This window comes from Saltatorellus ferox (assembly GCA_007751475.1).
Lineage (GTDB): Bacteria > Planctomycetota > UBA1135 > UBA1135.
The window spans coordinates 7,083,751-7,104,637 of the sequence record CP036434.1 but is presented as its reverse complement, the minus strand read 5'-3'; the positions used below and the strand labels follow the sequence as shown (position 1 = coordinate 7,104,637).

The following is a 20,887-nucleotide window of genomic DNA, read 5'->3' as shown; positions in this document are numbered from 1 at the left end:
GGAGAGCGAATCGTGTGCCATCGTAGCCTCGTGCTCCTGGTGAGCCAGAAGGGAGTGCTGATGTGCGGTAACGCACGCCTGCTCGTGACGGTGCCGCCAGTGCAGGTGATCCACCACCCCCGATCACGGAACGGTCAAGATGGGCCGGAGTCCGTGAAATAGTGCCCGGGCGTGGTGCCAAGAACTCGCTTGAACATCGCGATGAAAGCACTCGTGCTGTCGTAGCCAACGGCGAGCCCAGCGGCCGTCACGGAATCGCCTGCAGCGAGACGCTCGAGCGCGTGGAGGGCCTTGACGCGCTGAAGCCAGCGTCCGAAGGTCATCCCGGTCTCCTGGACGAAGAGTCGCTCGATGGTCCGCAGGCTCGCGCCGCTCCCGCGTACGAGTTCAGACAGCGGTACCGCGAGGGAAAGATCGACCTGGGCGCTCTTCGCAACGGCGCGGGCACGGGCATCCGTTGGAAGCTTGATTCGAAGAGGTGCTTCCCGTGTGTGAGTGATCTGATCCGCAAGCACGGCGGCCAGCCTCGCATGCTCCGGGATATCGTCCGCAAGCATTCCAACCCGCAGGGTCTCCAGGATGAGTTCGCGCAACAGTGGGGTCACACCGATGACGCAACAGGACTCCGGTAGTCCCCCGGTCAATCCCGGCCTGAGGTAAACCGTTCGCATTCGAACGACTCCCGTCATCGCCACGCGATGCAAGAAGCCAGCGGGTATCCACACGGCACGATGGGGAGGAACCACCCAGCTTCCCGACGGGGCTCCCACCGTCATCACGCCCTCGGTCGCGTAGACCAGCTGATGCCAATCGTGCGTATGTGGCTCGATGCGATGGTCACGTGGGAGGCGCAAGCCCAGCGAGCGAACCGCGATGGATCTCTCCGCGATTGCGGAAGCTGAACCGTGGCGTTTTCGAGGCATACGTTGGCGTTATAGCGCAAGACGGACGTCCCGGCCACATCTACGATTCAGACCCATGAAGACCGCCATGCACCAGGGGCACGTGGCGCTGGAGACTCGCCAGCTCATCCCGAATCATGACCGCTTCAAGGCATGTCCCGTCCTCGCGACGCAGGACGGCCACATCGAGAACCTCAACGATCAGACTACTGGAGACCGCCATGCCCAACGATATCGCCCACTTCGCCATCCATGCCGACGACTGTCAGCGAGCGAAGACCTTCTACGAGAAGACCTTTGGCTGGACGTTCGAGCCATGGGGACCACCTGACTTCTGGCGTATCCACACGAGTCCGAAGGCCGCGGTCCATGGTGCCCTCCAGGAGCGGCGAACCCCCGTCACGGGGCAGGGCATGATTGGATTCGAGTGCACCATTGCGGTCGACGACGCACAGGCTGCTGCCAAAGCGGTCCAAGCCAACGGCGGCAAAGTGACCATGGGTCCCTTCGAGATCGAAGGGGTGGGGACGCTTGTCATGTTCGAAGACACCGAAGCCAACGTGGTGGGCGCGATGCAGTACCAGCAAGGGGTTCATTGAGCTCGATCCGAACGCCGTGAGGGACCCGATGATCAGAACCAGGTCGCGGAGACCGCATCGGTGAAGTTGCTCGCCGTCGTGCCTGGCCTGGAATCGCGGAACCAGCACTGAAAGTACCAAGGTTGCCCCGAAGCAGCGGAGACGAACCCCGTCGGCGTCGGAAGCGCGCTGGGGAGTACCGAGAGATCGAGACAACCCCACGCGCCCGATGACGCGACCTGGGGCGAGTAGCGCCCGATGGCTCCTCCCAGGCACAGGTTCCCGAACGAACCACCTGGCTGCGCGACGAAGCCTGACGTGTCGCTGGCAACGAAGTAGCCGAACGTGTTCACGGGAAGTCCGTAGGCACGGAGCCTCGCCTCGTCTGCGGCGAGAGCCCCTGGACCAAACAGCTCCAAGCGGGCCGAATTCCCTGAGGCATTCGGAGCGGCGGGGCCGCAGTAAGGATCGCCATGCCGTGACTCGAGTTCGAACCACTGCAGACCGTAACCGGGCGACCAGGTGTAGAGGCTGGATCCGTCATCGCTGAACTCGACACCGTCTCCCGGGAAGCTGCCACTGGGGACGCCCGGTAAGAGCGTCCAGGTCGCACCGCCGTCCTCCGTGAACTGCGCACCACTCCCTGCGGTACGGCAGACGATCGTATCCTTGCGCGTGGGATGGATGGCCACGGCCGGCCCTTCCACGTTCGCTCCTGACACGGTCCAGGTGGAGCCGCCGTCGTTGGAGACCACCAGCGGCTTCCCGGGATCGAAAGTGGTGGTCCGACTTCGCAAGAGAACCACCCGCCGCGACACCTGACGTGACCTCGCCGGGTACAGGTACTTGTCGTCTGCCCACACGAGCTCGTAGCTCGCAAGGCTGTCGTCGCTGATGAAGACCTGGGAGAGCAGCGTCGAAGGACAGTTGAAGCAAGGTCGCACGACGAAGAGGATCCGTGGCGTGAACGTCCCGTCGAGGATGTCGAGGTAAGTGACGGTTCCGTCGACGAGCGGGCCTCTCGCCTCATAGGTCTGGCCGCCGTCCCGCGTGAGGACGAACTGCGTTTGGGTGCCGCTCGACGTGTTGACGTTGACCGCCATGGCGATCAGATCGGGGTCCGTTTCCGACACGGCCACCTGGGAGACACCATTCGTGGAACTGATCCCTGGGAGCTCGATCGGACCGAGGTCTACCCACTGGCCGCCTTCCTCGCGAAACAACGTCGCGAGGTTGGGGTTTGGGTAGTAGAACCCGCTGCCCGCGAGCAGGCGACGACCGAGCCCATCCGTCGCTGCGTCCGCGACACTCATCGTGTTCGCGAGCGTCGACATCACGGCGATCTTCGGGAGGGGCTTCCACTTCCAGGTCTGCCCATGATCGATGGATTCGAGCTGGTGGTTCAAGACGAGGTGCCCGGCGTCCATCGGGTCGGTCGTCAACTCGTCGGGTGTCGCGAATCGAAGCGCCGGCAGCCCGATCACATCGAACGATCCGTCGACCGCGTTCCTTCGCGCCACGGGGCTGGTGTAGCCGAAACCGTCCAGAGTGACGAACGTCCTGTTGACGCTCGCCCGCGAAAGCTGCACGGATTCGATCTCTGTGTCCTCCAGCCAGTCGATCGAACTCCAGGTCGCCCCGGCGTCCAGAGATTCGAGTGTCCCGATGAACGGGCGGAACATCAGCACCCGGTTCGGGATGAGTGGATCGACGAGGAAGTCCTGGGTCAGCCCGGAGTTGAGCCGGAACGTGGTCCAGGAGGTCCCCGCATCGATCGTCGAGTACACCCCGCGCGTGGTTCGCAGGAGAACCCGGTCACCGACGTAGGCGACACCTTCGATGGGCTCCACCGACGGAGGCGATGGGAGGCCGATCCAGCTGGCGCCTCCATCGAAGGTTTCGTAGACACGGGACTCGTCGAAGCAGACCCCGCGCAGCGGATCGGCGGCGTGGGGCGAGCAGGGGCTTGCGGCGGGCTGAGCGAAGATCGACCAGTTCCGCCCATCCGTATCTGATCGCATGACCTCGGCACCCAATCCCGCGCCACGGCTGATCCAAACTCCGCCACCCGGGGACGCCGAAACCGTGGCCCCGTAGATAACGCCTTGGCCCACCGGCGGCGGGGGCAACACTTCACTCCACCCGGAACCATCCGGGTTCGCACTCAAGAGCTGGTATGGGCCATGGAAGGAGGTGCTCCCTGTGAGCAGAAAAGGTCGCCCATCACCGTTGACCCCGTGGCCACGGACGATCCGCTGCGTGGAGGTCAAGAGCTCGAAGCTGGCGCCGTCGTCGTTCGACCCGAAGACCCGAGTGAGGCTCTCTCCCCCAGCGGCGTTGTGGTAGGCAAATAGCCGGCTCGCATCGATGGGCGACGTGAACAGCGTCACGGCGTCCGAGCGGGGCGAGATCGAAACGGGCGGATCCACCTGGGGGAAGGCGGGAGCGAGGAGGACGAGGGCTGCGAGTAAATTCATGGTGGGCGACCTGGGAGGGTGATGCGCAGTGTTCTAATGGAACCGCCGCTCCCCAATACGTCACCGACGAATCGCCACGTTCGGCCTGAGCGGGAAGAGCTCGCGCCGCCCCCGGATCCTCAACGCTCCCCCAGTTCGTGCTTCTTCCCGGCCTCCACAGCACAAAGTTCCTGCTCGAGCCACTCCGGCGGGAGTGGGACTCGGGCACCACTTGTGTGGCGTATCTCCAGTCGACTCGACGGCCACGTCCTCCGGCGCTCCAGCTCGGGTACGGTACCTCCCATGGCGACCCAGGCACGCCGGACACAACGGCTCCTGCAGTGAACTCCTTCGTCCAGGATCGCACGATCGACCCGACCGGCGTGATGGTCGTCGACAGATAGCCTCCCCCGCGTGACGACGTCGACGATAAAGCCCTGGAGGCTCTTGGAGGTGAGGTCCAAAGTTCGCCGCAGCTTTTGGAGCCAGGACCAGGCGATCTCGAAGCTTCTGGTCCCAACGCCCCTCAGGGGCGGTCGGGGACTCTTCTTGTCACGGGGCTCGCGAACGTGTCTCCCTCAGGACTTGCCAGCCGCCTCTCTAACGACGTGAAGAGGTCCAGGACCTCCGGCACCTCGAACACCCGGTAGCGCTCCCGCCCCACGTTGCGCTGAACGAGAATCCCCGCATCCAGCAGTGTGTCGATCGCATCCCCGGTCCTCCGCGGCGTGCGACCGATGTGCGCCGCGCCAGTGGCTCTCGTCAGGATCGGCAGGCCAGGAAGAACACGAAGCAGCCGATCCAGTCCCGAGTCCTTGCGAACCGATCCGAGTCGCTCCCTCCACTGCTCCACCATCACCGTGATCTCGTCTCGAAACGCGTTCGCGTCCTGGCAGGAGCGACGCAGCGCTGCTGAGAACGTCCGAATCCACGCCTGCGCGCCCTGCGCACGTTGGGCCCCATCGGACGGTCCACCGTGTCGAAAACGAGTGAGCCCGTCGATGTAGTCGCGGGACCACGTGGCGAGGACAAGACTCACCGGGGGGACGAATTGAGGTGTAAGGCCTCTTCGCCTCAGGATCACGTGGATCAGCGCTCGACCGGCCCGACCGTTTCCGTCGGCGAACGGATGGATGGTCTCCAGCTGGGCGTGGGCGATGGCAGCCTGGAGGACGGGAGAGTGCGTGTCACCGTCGACGTAGTGCATGAGGTCTTCCAACAGGCCCGGAACCTCCTCCGGGGGCGGAGGCACGAATTCAGCCGTGCAAGGGTTGTACGAGCTACCACCAATCCAGTTCTGGGTCGAGCGCACGACTCCTCCGATCTCCGGCTTCACCGATCGCTGCATCAACTCTCGGTGAAGCTCGAGAAGGGTGTCGACGGTGAGTCTTTTCGTCTGGGTTCCGAGCGCGACGGCACGCTCCATCGCGCGGATGTTCCCGAGGATCTCGCAGGCTGCCTGGTCGGACGGATCCCGTCCACCATCAAGCGCCGCCTCGGCCCGGGCGAGCCGCCGTGCGGCAGCGCTTAGCCCTTCGATATGAGACGAACTGACGGACTCAGCGCGGAGCAGGAACCTGGCCATGCCCTCCAGACTCACGTGCAGTGCTCCACCGCTCTGGAGCGATAACACTTCACGCTCGGCGTCCGAGATGTCGGCGACGAGGTCCGCCGGGAGGTCGAACTCCCAGCCCGCCAGGGCATCAGGGAAATAGGCTCGATACACGCCGCCCATTCGGTCCTTTCTGCTGAGCCCTTCGAAGGAAGGCTGCCAGGGGAGGGTCTCGAAGAAAGCCATGTGTTCATCTTTCGGCGATGGACGTCCCTTACGCCAGATTTAAAGGACGGTTATTTTAAATGAGTCCCTTGTGGCTTCACTCACGGACGGAAACGGATAGGAACCTCGAGTAGGGTGGCGAAGTGTCTCATACGCGGGATGTTGGCGTTCAGGGGCGTGAACACGCCCCAGGCCAGCGCAGCGGTCATCTTGGCGTCCCGCTTGGGAACCCTGATAGCACTCACGGTTCGGTGCGGTGTACACCTCTTCGCGGCGGCTGGAGCTGATCGCTCATGGAGCCTCGCGGCGCGGAAAACGGACATCCGTGAGGGTGGCTGGCGGTGGATCTCGCTTCCCACAGGGACGACTTCTCTTCGAACACCCGACTTTTCTCACGCCTTGAAGTTCACCCTCATTGCCTTCTTTGCGGTTCTTGCCAGCGTGACTTCAGGTCACGCGCTGCCCGTCACCTGCTTCGGCAGCTCGCACGCGAATGGAGTCGTTTCGCCACGCGCCGACGATGGATCTCTGCTGGGCACCTGGCGGGGTACGACGGGGGCGCTGCGTAAGCGCGAGCTCGTGCTTCAGGCGGGCGGCGTCTGCTCCATGGACGGGGTCGCGGGGACCTGGGTTCTGGACGGAGCCGATCGGATCTCGATCCAGCTGCCATCTGAGACGATCGACGCCAGGTTCGAGCGCGACGGCACGCGACTCGACCTCCGGATCGATGGCAAGCGCTCGCGCATGAGGCTGCGGGCTGCTTCGGGCGACGATGTCGAGGAGATCCACGAGAGCCAGGAGATTCACGAGAGCCAAAAGCGCGAGGTGACCGCATCGCCGGCGGCGCCATTCGGCGGCGCACCGCTCGCCCTCGACCTGACGTCGTGGGCAGGCACGCATCGCTCGGGCGACTGGTCGCTCGAGCTGGCGATGGACGGCGCGTTCGCGGCGCAAGGGACGCTCCGTCGAGGGGAGGCCGCCTGGCGAGTCACGCTCGTGGCCACGGCGACGGGAGCCGCAGGATGCCTGTCCTCCGCCGGCGAAGGGCATCCGTTCGAAGTGGTGCCGTCGGGTACGCGCCTGGTGCTGAGCTGCGGGGGGCAGAGTCTGACCTTCGAGCGAGCGACCGGGGTCGAACCTGGTTCCCTGTTGCAAGCGCCGGGCCTCGAGGGCGTCGCCACGACGCCCTCGAAGAACTACGTGGACCCGAACGGCCACTTCCGCTTCGAGATGCCAGCGCACTGGACCGCGGAGGTGAACGGCAGCGGGCTCATCATCAATCCTGGCTTCCAGGCGACCGATACGCTGGACGCGCTGATCCTCGTGGACACCGGGAGGCTCGAGGCGGCGGATCTCGGGCTGACGCCGGCGCAGCTCATCGATCGCGACGAGGCCGACGTGCGCCAGGCCTATGCGGCGCAGGGGATTCGCCTGAACCGTCCCAGGGCCGGCGCGAAGGCCGTCCAGGTCGGCTCCTACCCAGGCGGCGTCCAGGAGTGGAAGGGCACCCTGGCCACGGGTCAGGCCGTGGACGCCTGGATCGGTGGAGCGACGGCCAAGGGCTACTACGTCACCGTCGGGGGGATCCTCGTCTCCTCGCGGACCGAGGAGTTCCTGCCCCATGTGAAGCGCATCCTGGCGACGATGGAGCTCAGTCCACCGGACCGCCGTCCCGAACTGGAGCAGCAGCTCGTGGGGCGGCGCGTGAGCGACTCCACGACGACGGAGAGCGGCTTCTTCGGCCACGTCTACCACTTCGGCCCGGGCGGGACCGTGCGCTCGGAGACGCTGTTCAGCGGCTCGATGAACTTCGGCTCGGACCTCGCGAGCGCTTCCATGGACGACGTCGGCCAGTACGCGGTGGTGGGCACGGTGCTCTACCTCACGTTTCCGAAATCGGAGCTCTCGTATGATCTCGTCCTGGAAGGGGCGCGTGTGACGGGCGTTCGAATGAGCGACAAGTTTCGGGCGCTGGAGTAGCGCCACGGACGGCGCTCGTTCGGATACCCTCGCCCGTCCCCGATCGGTCGATCGGGTGAGGGCATGGGGACAGGCAAGAGTAGATCGAACGGTATCGGGGCGGCGCGGCCCGAGATGGGGCTTTTCGGGCCTGAGGCGGCCGATGTCGTGGCGGCTTCGGACGCGCGCAGAGCCCATAAGGGGGCCAATAAGGGGGCCCATAAGGGGGCCCAGAAAGGGGCCCAGAAAAAGGGCCAGCAGAAAGCCAAGAAGCCGCCGATCGAGGCCGTGCTCTACGCGGAGGTCGCGCTGAACCGGCCGATGCGCCGCGAGTACACCTACGCGGTGACCGCCGCCTTCGCAGACAGGGTCGTGCCCGGTGTGCGCGTCGCGGTTTCGTTCTCCGGGAAGCGCGAGGTCGCGGTCGTCACGGCGACCGCCACCGAGACCGACGTGCCGAAGGGGCGGCTCAAGGCCGTCGACGACGTGCTCGACGACGAGCCCGTGCTCGACGAGAAGCTCCTCGAGTTGACGCGCTGGATCGCGGACTACTACGCCTGCGCCTGGGGCGAGGCGCTCAGCGCCGTGCTACCCGCCGCGATGAAGCGCGAGGGCGGGCGGAAGACCGTCGCGGTGCTCTACCCCGCGCCCGGCGTGGACGAGTCGCGGCTAGAGGAGCTGGAGGGCAAACCCAGTCTGGAGAAGCAATACCGCGTGCTGCGGACGCTCCTGGACGCACGCGGCCCGGTTCTTCGGAAGGACCTGACCAAGAAGCTCAACGTCACGTTCGGGCCGGTTCAGTCGCTCGTGAAAAGGGGGCTCATCGTCATCGACCAGGTGATCGCGGCGCCGGACGACCTGCTCAGCGGCGATCGCGAAGCACGTCCGCGGCACGCCGCTCTCACGGACGACCAGGCGACGGCGGTCACGCGCCTGACCGAGGCGATCGACGCCGATGAGTTCTGCCCGGCGCTGCTCTACGGCGTCACGGGCTCCGGCAAGACCGAGGTCTACCTCCGGGTGATCGAGGAAGCGCTGGCGCGCGGCAAAGGGGCGATCGTGCTCGTGCCGGAGATCGCGCTCACGCCGCAAACGGTCGGCTGGTTCCTCGATCGCTTCGGATCGGTCGCCGTGCTGCACAGCGGGATGACGGATCTGCAGCGCCTGGACATGTGGCAGCGCGTGCGCAGCGGCGAGGCGCGCGTGGTCGTCGGTGCTCGCTCGGCGATCTTCGCGCCCGTCAAGAACCTCGGCGTCATCGTGGTCGACGAGGAGCACGAACCCTCGTACAAGCAGGGCAGCGTGCCGCGCTATCACGCCCGCGACGTCGCCGTCGTGCGCGCCAAGAACGTGGGCGCGGTCTGCGTGCTCGGCAGCGCGACGCCCTCGCTGGAGAGCTGGCGCAACGCCAACCAGAAGCGCTACGTGCTGCTGCGCCTGCGCGCCCGGGCCTCCGGGAACCCGCTTCCGAAGGTGGAGATCGTCGACATGCGAGGCGAACGCGACGAGCGCGGGAAGCCACGCCTCTTCTCGCGTCGCCTCGAGACTCTCCTGCGCGAGACCATCGCGCGCTCCGAGCAGTCGATCCTGTTCATCAACCGCCGCGGGTTCGCGCCGATCCTCTGGTGCCAGGAGTGCCACGAGACGCTGAAGTGCAACGAGTGCGACGTCGCCATGACGTGGCACAAGCGGCTGGAGCGAATGGCCTGTCACTCGTGCTGCAAGGAGATCCCGGTGCCCAAGGCGTGCCCGTCCTGTACGGCGCCCGCGCTGCGCTTCCTCGGCGCCGGTTCCCAGCGCGTCGAGGAGATCCTCCGGCTCATCGCGCCGCACGCGCGCGTGGGGCGGATGGACTCGGACACGATGATGCGGCGCGAGGACTACGAGGAGACGCTGGGGCAATTCGGCCGCGGGGAACTCGACGTGCTCGTCGGTACGCAGATGATCGCGAAGGGCCTCGACTTCCCGCGCGTGACGCTCGTCGGGATCGTGTCGGCGGACGCATCGCTGCACCAGCCGGACTTCCGCGCGTCCGAGCGAACGTATCAGCTCGTCAGCCAGGTGGCGGGTCGCGCGGGCCGGGCGGATCTACCCGGGCACATCGTGGTGCAGACGACGGCGACCGAGGAGCCTTCGATCGTGTGCGCGGCGGCCCACGACTACGATTCGTTCGCGCTGCACGAGGACGCGGAGCGAGAGCGCCACGGCTATCCGCCCTACACGCGGCTCCTGCGCGTCGTGTGGGAGGACGAGGACGAGAAGCGCGTGCTCGAGGCCTCGAGTCACGCGGCGAAGATCCTGCGCGAGGAGCTGGGGCCGCACCAGGTCCAGGTGATGGGCCCGGCGCCCGCGCCGATGGCGCTCCAGCGAGGGCGACATCGCGTTCACGTGATGCTGAAGGCGCCGCTGTCCGGGCAAGGGATGTCGCGGGCGCGGGCGATCCTGAGCCAGCTCCACACGCAGCGACCGAGAATGGCGATCGATGTCGACCCGGCCTCGATGATGTAGGGATATCGTAGGTGGCATGAGTTCATTCATCGCCGATAAGAGCCCCTACCTCGTGCCGTTCGACGGGTCCTTCCGCATCGACGACGCTCCCACGAAGAGCCAGGACGATCCCGGGAAGAAGGAGTGCAAGAAGAAGCTCGCCGAGGAGGTCGAGCGCCTCGAGGAGTTCCAGCGCGTCCTGTATGCCCACGATCACTACGCGGTGCTGTGCGTCTTCCAGGCGATGGACGCGGCAGGCAAGGACAGCACGATCCGCGCGGTGTTCTCGGGCGTCAACCCGGCGGGCTTCCAGGTGCATTCGTTCAAGAGGCCATCTTCGAACGAAATCGACCACGACTTTCTGTGGCGGACATCGAAGGCGCTGCCCCAGCGCGGACGGATCGGCGTTTTCAACCGGAGCTACTACGAGGAAGTGCTCGTCGTGAAGGTGCATCCGAAGATCCTGGATGGACAGCGGTTGCCGGACGACGTGTCGTTCGAGGAGCGGTTCGCGGGTCGCTACCAGTCGCTGCGCGAGCACGAGGCGCACCTCGCGCGCAACGGTGTCGTCGTGCTGAAGTTCTTCCTGAACGTCTCGAAGAAGGAGCAGGCGCAGCGCTTCCTCGATCGGCTGGAGGAGCCCTCCAAGAACTGGAAGTTCGCGGCGGGTGACATGCGTGAGCGGCAGCACTGGGACGTGTACATGGAGGCGTACGAGAAAGCGCTGCAGGAGACGTCGCGCGCGGAAGCGCCGTGGTACTGCATTCCGGCGGACGACAAGCCTTACATGCGCTGGCAGGTCGCGAAGATCCTGCGCCAGACCTTCGAGAAGCTCGACATGGACTATCCATCCACCGATCCGGTGGAAGCGGCGGACTACGATCTCTACCGGAAGGAGCTGAAGGCCGAGATCGGCGACTGAGTTCGTCGCAGCTTTTGCTGCCGGGCCGCAACTCGGCCCCATCGCAACCGTTCGTTCTCGTGTTCACAGGCCTCGGTGTGCCGCGCAAAGTCGCGCGTCGTGCCGCGCCATCGACACGAGACACGACATGCGATTGACGACTTTGATTCTGACCTGTTCCCTGGCACTCCTCGCGTTCGGTTCGAGCGCGAAGGCGCAGGGATACGAGTACGGCAACGGCAGCTACGGTGACTACCCCGCGGGCTACCCGTTCGGCTCGGGGGGCACCTCTGCCCACGGCCGAGGCTACGACGGATGGCCTGGGGATACGCCGTCCGGTACGCCGGGGGCACCGGCGGGATGCCCGCCCAACGGTGGGGCTGGCGGCGGAGGCTACGGCTTCAACAGCCCCGGCGGAACGGGCGGAACCGGCGGCCCTGGCGGCAACGGGGGACCCGGTGGTGCTGGATCCGGCAGCGGCGGCGGCGGCCATGGCGGCGTCGGCGGCAACGGTACCTCGTCGAGCCCGAACGGCGGGAACGGCGGTGCCGGCGGCTACGGTGGTACGGGCAATCCTCCGGGTGCTGGCGGTGACGGAGGTCACGGCGGCAACGCGTCCGGAAATGGCAACGGCGGTGACGGCGGTATGGGCGGTCCGGGCGGTGACGGCTCTCCGCACCCCGGTGGCGGACCGGATGGCGGCGAGGGCGGATCCGGCGGCAACGGCGGAAGCGCGGCCGGAAACGGAAACGGGGGCGACGGCGGTGACGGCGGCGGCGGCGGATCTTCCAGCGACGGGAACGGGGGCGACGGCGGTTCCGGTGGATCGGGCGGTGATGCCACGAGCGGCCAGGGCGGCGACGGTGGTGAAGGCGGCGACGGTGGTGATGCCAACGACAAGTCGGGCGGCGATGGGGGCGACGGCGGAAACGGCGGCGACGGAGACAAGGCCGGCGAAGGCGGCGACGGCGGTGACGCGGGCGAGGACCCCTACATCAACGATGGAAGCAAGGGCAAGCGCGGTGAGGACGGCGAAGACCTCGACGACCCGCCGTTCACGCTCGGCGACATCCTTTCGATCCTGGAGGAGATCCGGCACTGGCGATAGGTCGGCCGTGAGGCCGAGGGAGTGGCGCTGCGCGTTCGTTGCGCGGCGCTCTCCTGGTTCTTGACCTTCTCTTCTTCCTGCAACGACGACCGATGCGCTATCTCTTCCTGTGTGCCGTCCTGATCGTGAGCTGTGCGGCTCTTTTCGTTTTCCGCGACTCGTCGGGATTCTCCGGGGGGCTTCAGGCCGCCGTTCGACCTGCGGTCGAACGCGCCACGGAGCGTGGTTCACCTGGACTGGCGGGTGTGTCGGTGGCGGGCGGAACAGAAGCGCAGCGTCGGCAGGCGCCCACCGAGGAGGTGGAGGCCATGGTCGGGGATGCGTCGACTTCCACGCCATCACGGATCGAGGTGCGCGTCATGGGCGACGAGGAGCCCCTCGACTCGACCATGTTCCAGGGTCTGCGGATTCAGGCCCGATCGCTTCTGACCGGAGAGCGGCTCGAGGTGCCGGCGACGACGATGGCCGGTGGCGGCGAATTCGGCGCAACGATCGAATCACCGAGCGGAGGTCGCTTCCGGGTCCTGATCGATCCGAGCACGGTGCCGGAGGGCTACGTCGCCAGCGGCGCTCATCCCCTGGGGCCACTCGATACGAGCGGGATCGCGGCGTCGTTCGTTCAGGTGGCCGACGGCGAGTCGGTGGAGGTCACGCTCCGCGTGTTCCGGATCCGCAGTCTTTCGGGCTGGGTCAGCTCCGCCGAGGGCGAGGGGCTCGGGGGGATCACCGTGAGAGCCCAGGGCATCGCCCCGGGCATGTCGGGGCTCTCCCACGACGTCGTGACCGCCCTGGACGGCGCGTTCGAGTTCGAGAAGCTCCTTCCCGAGGTCTATGGCATCAGCGTGATCGATGCCGGGGTCCACGCGGAAGCGCTGTCCAGCCTGCCGCGACCGCCGAGGCAGCTCTTCGATCTGCGCCATGGGCCCTGTTCAGGCGTCGAAGTGCGGCTCGGGCCCGGCCCGATCACGATCTCGGGTCGCGTCGTCGATGAGCGAGGCGAGCCCTTCGCGGACGTCAGCGTGCTCGCTTACTACGCGGGCGATGAGACCCATGGCGTGGCGCTGGAGTTCGAGCGCGCTTTCAACTGGAGCGATCATGCGCTCCGGGTACGGAGTGACGGCGAGGGTCGCTTCCGGATCCCGGGACTGCGCGGTGTGCCGATCCGCGTGCAGGTCGGCGCCGAGGAAGCGGCGAATGGTGAGGGGCGGCGCGCGCGCTTCGTGCCCGCGCCCGTGGAGGTGCCGCTCGGCGAGCGGTCCAGGGGAACGGTGGTGGTTGGACCGCTGGTGCTCGAACGTAGCCGCCGTTTCGTCGCGCGCGGCCGGATCGTGCTGGGTGCGGAGGAACTCGGTGGAGTGCGACTGAAGCACGGCCGACTGCGAGTGGTCGGGGTGCCGTACGCCGAGGTGACGCTCGCCCACGGCCTTCCGGGCCAGGAGACCCGGCCGCTCGTCCAGTTCGATCGTCGCTCGGGAGAGCTGACGGTGTCCTGTGAGTCGACGCGCGGGTCCTGCGCGTTCACGGTGGAGCTGCAGGGGCACCCGGACACGCGCAAGGAGTTCACGCTCTTCCCGGCCACCTCCGGCTCCGCCCTGCCCGAGGTCGACGATCGGAGCTGGATGTTCCCCTGAAGGAAGCCGCGCTGGGTCAGGGGCCCAGTGTCTCCCGGTCTCCCGATCTCAGGCGAACGAGTCGAAGACGCGGACCTCGGACCAGTTTCCCTTCTGGGACTCGATGAACTCCAGATGGCGCGGCGCAACCTGGTACGCATCGTGGGCTGCGACGCTGTCGAAGACCATGTTCAGCGCGACGTGAAACGTGGCGTCGTTGACCTCGCGCGCATACTGTTCGGCGCGGCGGCCGACCGCGAACGAGACGCAGCCGTCGTGGCCATCGAGGAACTTGCCCGCGGCGGCCATCAGGGCCTCGCAGGCCGAGTCGGAGGCATCGGTGAGCGTGAAGAAAACGGAGTGCGCGAGGCGGGCGCTGCCTGGGTTCTTGGATTCCATGCCGCGGAGACTACGCGCTTCGCCGCGGGCGCAGTGAGCAGAATCGAGCCCGGGCCGATTCGACGTGAGTCACCCCGGCAGCCGTCCAGAACGGGCGGGGACGTCAGTTGGAGCCCTGCACCGCGACCACATGGGTGAGTTTGAATCCAGTCGCGCACGGGGACCGGGAGAGCTGCTGGTCGCGGTGGACCCCCCGGGCCCACCCCATCCGCCGTGCCTGGTAGGCTCTCGCCTGAACGATTCATCGGCCTGCGTCGCCAGGTTCCGCGCTCGCGGCGTTGCGCCGAACCCCCATGGCATCCAACCGAATGGAAACCCAGGAACGATCGATGCCGCGTGTGCCCTGGCCGCCATTGCTGCTTCTCGCGCTCGCGGGGCTGGCGTACTGCCTGCAGCGCTACTCGCCGCTACCGCTGCCCGACGCTTTGGGTTCTGGGGTCGCTCGGGGGATCGGGTTCATGCTGCTCGGTGCCGCGCTCTCCGTCGAACTCTGGGCTGCGTTTCGTTTCTATCGGCGCCGCACGACGGTTCTTCCGAATCGCCGCGCGAAGGCATTGGTGACCGATGGCCCGTACCGCGTCTCCCGCAACCCGATCTACGTGGCCCACGTGACGATCCCCATCGCGCTGATGCTGGCCTTCACGAACCCGTGGATGGGCCTGCAGGCGCCCGTACTCCTTGGCCTTCTCACGAAGCTCGCCATCGAGCCGGAGGAGGCCTTCCTTCGCCAGATGTTCGGCGAGGCCTACGATCGATACTGCGACGCGACCCGGCGCTGGCTCTGATGGGAGGCCCTGATGGGGGGCCCTGTTGGGAGGCCCTGGTCGGGGGGGAGGGGGCGCGGAGAATCTGCAAAAATCCGAGATCGATCCGCCAGGGAGAGAACAGTCCCCCCGTGAATCCACCCTTTCACGCACGCCCTGCAGCCCCACTCCATGACCCGAGAGACTGTTCGCACCCTTTCCCCCGACGTTCTCCATGAGCAAGCCAGCTGGATGAGAGGTCTCGTCGCCCGCCTCAGGCTCTCAGCCGGCGGTCTGGCTCTCGCCCTTGTCGTCTTCCAGGAATCCAGCGCAGACGCGGTCCTTGCCGCTGCGCTTCGCTTCGTAGAGGCCCCTGTCGGCGGCACGGTAGAGCTCGGTGGTATCCTTTCGGTCCGCTGGCGTCGTGGCGGCGACGCCGATCGAGGCCGTGACACGACCGTACGGGTGATCGAGGGCCGCCGCGTGGATCGACCGACGGATCCTGGAGGCCGCAGCGAGTGCGTTGTGAAGGGAGCAGTCGGCGAGGATCACCGCAAACTCCTCTCCGCCCACGCGCGCGACGAGGTCGAGCGGCCTGCGCGCCGCCGAGGACAGCACCTTGGCCAGCTGCCGCAGGCATTCGTCGCCACGATCGTGACCCCATGTGTCGTTGAGTACCTTGAAGTTGTCGACGTCGAGAATGATGAGCGCGGCGGAGTCGCCGTCGCGCAGGGCCTGTCCGAGGACGCGTGCCAGGTGCTTGTCGAAAGCGCCGCGGTTCTCCAGGCCGGTGAGCGGATCCTTGTGGGCCAGCCGCTCGAGTGCCGCGATGTCGCGTTCGAGAGCATGGCTATCCGCCTGGATCGCATCAGCGGAAAGGGTCTTCGATGCGAGGCGTGAGGTCATCTCGCGGAGGCGGTCGGCCAGGTTTCCGTCCGGACGAACGCGCACGAAGGCAAACTGCGCGCGATCGTACTTTCGAAGCGTCATCGGGCTCGCGTCGAGCTCGAGGACGGCGCCGGTGGGGGATTCCTCCGCATTCAAGTGGACCGGACCGTGGGAATCCTTGCGGAAGAGCGCTGCGATGACCCGGTAGGAGTCGTTCACGTTCAGACCGAGGACGAGGTCCAGATGTTCACGCGACAATTCGGCGATGTCCTTGTCGATGAGCCTCGCCAGCGATTCATTGGCGGCCATCACGACGCCGTCGGAGCGCAGGACGAAGGCGGGCTCGTCCATGACGTCGACGACCTCCCTCAGCGTCCTCAAGCGTTCTTCGGCGCGAGAGTCTCTCATCCGGTGGAGTTCCCCCGGGTCGACCAGTCTGTATTTGCCCCGCAACCGGGAGCCTAGCGAGCGATGCATGTGGTTACCCTCGGAGAAGGCCGCACGAGCCCTCATCCGTGACAGGGGTCGACACGATTCAGAGACACCTTTAGGTAGATTCCGCGTTTGGTGGAGAAAAAAGCTCGGCGCCTAAATGCTTTCTCCTGGAGAACTTATGGTCTCGCGGGCCCCTGATCGGGCTTCCGACCATCTGGTTGAGGTAAGTAATTAGGGGATATTCCTGGGCTGGCCCAGGGAGGCGTTCGATGCGTTTACGCAGCGTATAGGACAGGTAATCAGAAGAATCCGCCAAGGCCAGCGGAGCCCGCGCGTTGTGCTGGCAGCCATGTCGCTTTTTCGCCGCTTCACCCCGGGATCTACCTCCCCTGCCGAGGTCCCCACGGAATCCCCGGCCGGGAGGCAGGCCACCGTGATCGCCCTGCTCGACGAGCACGAAGGGCCACTGGTGGCCTACGCGGCCCGCCTCCTGCATGGAGACCGCGATCGCGGCCAGGACGCCGTCCAGGAGGCCTTCCTGCGGCTGTGCCGGCAGGAGGTCGTCGACGAGCTGGGGAGAGCCTGGCTGTTCACGACGACGCGCCGGGTGTGCATCGATTTCTTGCGCAAGGAGACGCGGATGGAAACGAACGGAGAGGAAGCAGGGACCCATGCGGAGGTCGCTGCACCGGCGGGGGGACGGCCCCCGACGAGCTCATGGAGCAGGCCGAGGGCAGACTCCGTCTGGCGAGCGCCGTCGACCAGCTCCCGGAAAATCAGCGCGAGGCGCTCCGGCTCAAGTTCGAGTCGGGCCTCAGCTACGCGGAGATCGCCGCGGTGCTGGGGAGCACCGAGGGCACGGTGGGTTGGTGGCTGCACGCGGCGGTGAAGACCCTGCGCGAGCGGCTCGGAAAGGCACTCGAGGACGGAGCGGTGGCCTCGTCCATTGGTGGAGGTGAAGCGTGAGCGATTCCATGAAGCACGACGGTGAAGCTGCGGGCCGGAGCCAGGATCCGAGGGTGCTTGCGTACCTGCTGGGCGAGCTCGGGCCCGAGGAACGGGCGGCCATCGAGGAGGCGCTCGCGAACGGCGACGAGGAGTTGAGCGCCGAGCTGCGCGCGCTGGAGGCGTTTCTTCCGACGCTGCAGGGAACCCTGGGGCTAGAGTCGGAGGCCGAGTCGGGGGCCGAGTCGGGAGGCGGGGAAAGGGAGCTGAGCGAGGCGGCTCGGGGCTCGATCCTCGAGGCAGCCTCCGCAGCCCGTGGCCGGACAAAAAGTCACTGGCCTGCGCTGCTCGCGGCCGTGGTCCTCAGCCTCGCCTGCATCGGCGCCTGGATGCTGGTGGACAGGCGCCCAGCCTACGACGGAGGCACGGCCTACGACATCGGCGGTTCATCGGGCGGCGCACCTGAAAGACGCTGGTTCCTCGGGCCTCGTTACTCCGACGAGATGATCATCAAGAACCGCGACCAAGTTCGTTCTCCGTCGAGCGCGCTGGAGTCCATGGGGTACCTGGGGTCCGCGGAGGACCTCGGTTCGAGCGAGGACCTCGATCCGAGCTTCGCAGCCATCGCGGAGGGCGACTTCATCCTCACCGCGAACGACGCGCGCTCGACGTTCGCCATCGACGTCGACACGGCTAGCTACGCGCTGACGCGCTCCCGGATCCGGAGCGGTCGCTTCCCGCGCCCCGACGAGATCCGCGTCGAGGAGTTCATCAACTACTTCTCCTACGGCGATGAGCCGCCGGCCCCCGGCACTGAGCATCCGCTGGCCCTCACGACCCAGGTCGCCGCGGCGCCCTGGAATCCCGAGCACCGCCTCGTCCGCATCGGCGTCGCCGCCCGGCGCATCGAGTTCCAGGAGCGCAGGCCCGCGAACCTCGTCTTCCTCGTGGATGTGTCTGGATCGATGGCCTCGGCGGACAAGCTGCCGCTCGTCGTGAGAGCGCTCGGAATCCTCACCGAGTCGCTGGCGCCCGACGACCGGATCGCGATCGTGGTCTACGCCAGCCGCGAGGGCCTCGCGCTCGAGTCGACCCCCGTGGCCGCGCGTGAGGCGATCCTGCAGGCCCTCGATTCGCTCCGGAGCGGCGGCTCGACCGACGGCGGCAAGGGGATTCAGCTCGCGTACCGAATCGCTCGCTCGAACTTCGTGGAGGACGGCATCAACCGCGTGATCCTCTGCACCGACGGCGACTTCAACGTGGGAGTTCGTTCCGTCCCTGCGCTCGCAGAGTTGATCGCAGAAGAGGCCTCCAGCGGCATCGATCTCACGGTCCTGGGCTTCGGTAGCGGCAGCTTCCGCGACGACCTGATGGAAGGGCTCTCCAACCGCGGGAACGGGAACTTTGCGTACATCGACTCCGAACTGGAGGCGAGGAAGGTCCTCGCCACCGAGGTCGGTGGGACGCTCGTCACGGTCGCCAGGGACACGAAGATCCAGGTCGAGTGGGATCCCGCGCTCGTGCATTCGTTCCGCCAGATCGGCTACGAGAATCGCCAGCTCGCGCACGCGGACTTCGAGGACGACCGCGTCGACGCAGGCGAAGTCGGCGCCGGGCACGTCGTCACGGCGCTCTACGAGATCGTTCCCGTGCCAGGAGCGAGCCTGTCCTCGGCGGAAGCGATCGGCGAGGTGCGAGTGCGGTACCAGCCGCCGTCGGGCGGAGCGAGCCGGCTCCTGACGGCGCCCGTGCGTGACGGTGGCGCGACGTTCGACGAGGGGCCGGAAGCTCTCCGATTCGGTGCCTCCGCAGCCGCGTTCGGCATGGTCCTGCGGGGCAGCGAGCACGTGGGCGATGCGACGCTCTCCGACGTCAGACGCTGGGCTCTCGAGTCCCTCGGCGGAGATCCGGGCGGTTTGCGCAACGCCTTCGTGGAGCTCGTCGAGCGCGCCGAGGCTCTCGAAGGCCGCTGATCGCCACGGCACCCGGACCCTCTCAGGAGCTACAGGACAGCATCGAGCATCCCGGCCGGTGCCGCGCCCACTCGGGCCGCTTCTCGGCAAAGCGCTCCCGCCCCGGCTGTTCGTCGTAGGGCCGCCGCAGCACGTCGAGGAGTTCACGTACGCCGTCCGGGCTGCCCTTCTCGGCTTCATCGATCGCCACCTGCGCGAGGTAGTTCCGCAGTACGTACTTGGGGTTGGCGGCGTTCATCTGCTCGCGCCGCGCCCCGCGGGAACGCCCGTCGCGCGCGACGCGCTCCAGGTAGGCCGCGACCCAGGCGTCGAGTGCCCCGCGCGCCTCTGCGCTGACCTTCTCCGGCTGGTAGTACGCCGCGTGGAGCGGCTCCGCGCTCTCGGTGACGTCACCGAGCGCCCGGAAGAAGATCGTCATGTCCGTTTCGGCCAGCTCCAGCACGCGGAAGAGTTCCGCCGCCAGCCCGGCGTCTTCGCCCTCGTCGAAACGCACCAGCCCGAGCTTCTCGCCGAGCTGGCGACCCCACTCGTCGGCGTAGGCCTTCGGGTAGGCGTCGACCGCCTCCTGGAGTCCCTCGATCTCGCCGTCCATCAGGGGCACGAGCGCACTCGCGAGCCGAGTCAGGTTCCAGTGCGCGACCGAGGACTGATGGCCGAAGCGATACCGTCGACCACCCGCGTCCGTCGTGTTCGGCGTCCAGTTCGGATCGTAGTCCTCCAGCCAGCCGTACGGTCCATAGTCGATCGTCTCACCGAGGATCGACATGTTGTCCGTGTTCATCACGCCGTGCACGAAACCGACGCGGGTCCAGTGGGCGACCATGGTGGCCGTGCGCGTGCAGATCTCGCGGAACCAGCTGAGGTAGACGTCGGGAGCGATCTCGCCGCCTTCCCCGGTCGTGCCGAGAAGCTCCGGATAGCAGGTGCGGATGACGTGGTCCGCGAGGCTCTTGATCAGGCCGACGTCGCCTCGGGACGCGGGGAGCTCGAAGCTCCCGAAGCGCACGAACGAGCGCGCCACGCGGCACACGACCGCGCCGGGCTCCAGCTTTGCATTCCCGTCGTAGAACATATCGCGCATCACGCGGTCGCCGGTTTCGACGAGGGAAAGCGCGCGCGTCGTCGGGACGCCGAGGTGATGCATCGCCTCGCTACAGAGGAACTCGCGGACCGAGGAACGCAGCACCGCGAGCCCGTCTGCCGTCCGGGAGTAGGGCGTCGGGCCCGCGCCCTTCAGCTGGAGGTTCCAGCCTCGCCCGTCGGACCCGAAGACCTCGCCGAGATTGATGGCGCGACCGTCACCGAGCTGGCCCGCCCAGTGGCCGAACTGATGCCCGCCGTAGGTCATCGCGAAGGGGTCCATGCCAGGCACCAGAGCGTTTCCGCTGAAGACCCTGGCGAAGTCCTCGGTCTGGCACTCGGCCGGATCCAGCCCGATCAGCTCCGCGCACTCCGCCGAGGCCGCCACGAGCCGGGGGCGCGCCGTGGGCGTCGGGCTCACCCGGCTGAAGAGTGCCCCCTTCACCTCGCGTCTCGAGTTCCGGGTCTCAGGATCGGCGGGGAGGTCCGCCGTGAATCGGCTCGCGACCTCGAGGTCGAGGAGCGCCCGGCCGGTCGTCGCTCCCTGGCCGTCCTGGCTCTGCGCGGTCCGCTGCTCGCTGGTTTTCTCCTGGGTCATGCCCTGTCCATAAGGTCCCGGGGCCGCCCCTGCAGCATTTATTGAGCC

At 67.0% G+C, this 20,887-nt stretch carries 15 protein-coding genes and 2 pseudogenes; 10 read left to right on the top strand and 7 right to left on the bottom strand.

Annotated elements, in window-relative coordinates:
* Positions 1–134 precede the first annotated feature (134 nt).
* Both Poly30_RS28955 and Poly30_RS28950 read right to left on the bottom strand, forming a co-directional pair.
* Positions 135–605 carry a helix-turn-helix domain-containing protein gene (locus Poly30_RS28955; RefSeq protein ID WP_419191389.1) on the bottom strand — a complete coding sequence of 157 codons (471 nt, stop codon included), beginning with the start codon at positions 603–605 and terminating at the stop codon, positions 135–137.
* 21 nt (positions 606–626) lie between these two features.
* Positions 627–923 (bottom strand): annotated as a pseudogene (locus Poly30_RS28950) (AraC family ligand binding domain-containing protein); the annotation flags it as partial.
* A 200-nt stretch (positions 924–1,123) separates the two neighbouring features.
* On the opposite strand from Poly30_RS28950, the gene Poly30_RS25745 reads away from it, so the two are divergent.
* Positions 1,124–1,501, top strand: coding sequence for a VOC family protein (locus Poly30_RS25745; protein WP_145204554.1), 378 nt, complete (start codon positions 1,124–1,126; stop codon positions 1,499–1,501).
* Positions 1,502–1,533: 32 nt separating this feature from the next.
* Here the strand turns inward: Poly30_RS25745 and Poly30_RS25740 are convergent, their stop codons facing one another.
* Together Poly30_RS25740 and Poly30_RS25735 are read right to left on the bottom strand one after the other, a co-directional pair.
* On the bottom strand, positions 1,534–3,957 hold the full coding sequence (locus tag Poly30_RS25740) for a beta propeller repeat protein (RefSeq protein ID WP_145204551.1): 2,424 nt from the start codon (positions 3,955–3,957) through the stop codon (positions 1,534–1,536).
* A 505-nt stretch (positions 3,958–4,462) separates the two neighbouring features.
* Positions 4,463–5,734, bottom strand: a complete 1,272-nt coding sequence (locus Poly30_RS25735) for a Fic family protein (protein WP_145204547.1) — start codon at positions 5,732–5,734, stop codon at positions 4,463–4,465.
* A 378-nt stretch (positions 5,735–6,112) separates the two neighbouring features.
* Here Poly30_RS25735 and Poly30_RS25730 point away from each other — a divergent pair, with 378 nt between their 5' ends.
* The 5 genes from Poly30_RS25730 to Poly30_RS25710 all read left to right on the top strand — a co-directional run bounded on the left by Poly30_RS25730 (position 6,113) and on the right by Poly30_RS25710 (position 13,799).
* Positions 6,113–7,693: a hypothetical protein gene (locus Poly30_RS25730; protein ID WP_145204544.1), complete on the top strand. Its 1,581-nt coding sequence runs from the start codon at positions 6,113–6,115 to the stop codon at positions 7,691–7,693.
* 63 nt (positions 7,694–7,756) lie between these two features.
* Positions 7,757–10,180, top strand: coding sequence for a replication restart helicase PriA (priA, locus tag Poly30_RS25725; RefSeq protein ID WP_145204541.1), 2,424 nt, complete (start codon positions 7,757–7,759; stop codon positions 10,178–10,180).
* Positions 10,181–10,196: 16 nt separating this feature from the next.
* The gene (locus tag Poly30_RS25720; protein ID WP_145204538.1) at positions 10,197–11,081 is read left to right on the top strand and encodes a PPK2 family polyphosphate kinase; all 885 of its coding nucleotides are present in this window, start codon (positions 10,197–10,199) and stop codon (positions 11,079–11,081) included.
* A 127-nt stretch (positions 11,082–11,208) separates the two neighbouring features.
* Complete coding sequence (locus Poly30_RS25715; protein ID WP_145204533.1) at positions 11,209–12,168, top strand: hypothetical protein; 960 nt, start codon at positions 11,209–11,211, stop codon at positions 12,166–12,168.
* Positions 12,169–12,260: 92 nt separating this feature from the next.
* The gene (locus Poly30_RS25710; protein ID WP_145204530.1) at positions 12,261–13,799 is read left to right on the top strand and encodes a carboxypeptidase-like regulatory domain-containing protein; all 1,539 of its coding nucleotides are present in this window, start codon (positions 12,261–12,263) and stop codon (positions 13,797–13,799) included.
* A 48-nt stretch (positions 13,800–13,847) separates the two neighbouring features.
* Here the strand turns inward: Poly30_RS25710 and Poly30_RS25705 are convergent, their stop codons facing one another.
* Positions 13,848–14,177 carry a Dabb family protein gene (locus tag Poly30_RS25705; protein WP_145204527.1) on the bottom strand — a complete coding sequence of 110 codons (330 nt, stop codon included), beginning with the start codon at positions 14,175–14,177 and terminating at the stop codon, positions 13,848–13,850.
* A 293-nt stretch (positions 14,178–14,470) separates the two neighbouring features.
* Between Poly30_RS25705 and Poly30_RS25700 the strand changes: the two genes are divergently transcribed.
* Entirely contained in the window at positions 14,471–14,962 is a 492-nt protein-coding gene (locus Poly30_RS25700; RefSeq protein WP_145204524.1) for a methyltransferase family protein, read from the top strand.
* 240 nt (positions 14,963–15,202) lie between these two features.
* On the opposite strand, the gene Poly30_RS25695 is transcribed toward Poly30_RS25700, so the two are convergent.
* Positions 15,203–16,216 carry a GGDEF domain-containing protein gene (locus tag Poly30_RS25695; RefSeq protein WP_419190679.1) on the bottom strand — a complete coding sequence of 338 codons (1,014 nt, stop codon included), beginning with the start codon at positions 16,214–16,216 and terminating at the stop codon, positions 15,203–15,205.
* A gap of 376 nt (positions 16,217–16,592) precedes the next feature.
* On the opposite strand from Poly30_RS25695, the pseudogene Poly30_RS25690 reads away from it, so the two are divergent.
* From Poly30_RS25690 to Poly30_RS25680, 3 genes and pseudogenes are all read left to right on the top strand, one after another.
* Positions 16,593–16,871: pseudogene (locus Poly30_RS25690) on the top strand (RNA polymerase sigma factor); the annotation flags it as partial.
* Positions 16,790–17,209, top strand: coding sequence for an RNA polymerase sigma factor (locus Poly30_RS25685; protein WP_145204520.1), 420 nt, complete (start codon positions 16,790–16,792; stop codon positions 17,207–17,209). The pseudogene Poly30_RS25690 and the gene Poly30_RS25685, both read left to right, overlap by 82 nt.
* Positions 17,210–17,217: 8 nt before the next feature.
* Positions 17,218–19,161 carry a YfbK domain-containing protein gene (locus Poly30_RS25680; protein WP_145204518.1) on the top strand — a complete coding sequence of 648 codons (1,944 nt, stop codon included), beginning with the start codon at positions 17,218–17,220 and terminating at the stop codon, positions 19,159–19,161.
* A 22-nt stretch (positions 19,162–19,183) separates the two neighbouring features.
* Here the strand turns inward: Poly30_RS25680 and Poly30_RS25675 are convergent, their stop codons facing one another.
* On the bottom strand, positions 19,184–20,839 hold the full coding sequence (locus Poly30_RS25675; RefSeq protein ID WP_145204516.1) for a protein adenylyltransferase SelO: 1,656 nt from the start codon (positions 20,837–20,839) through the stop codon (positions 19,184–19,186).
* Positions 20,840–20,887: the final 48 nt, after the last annotated feature.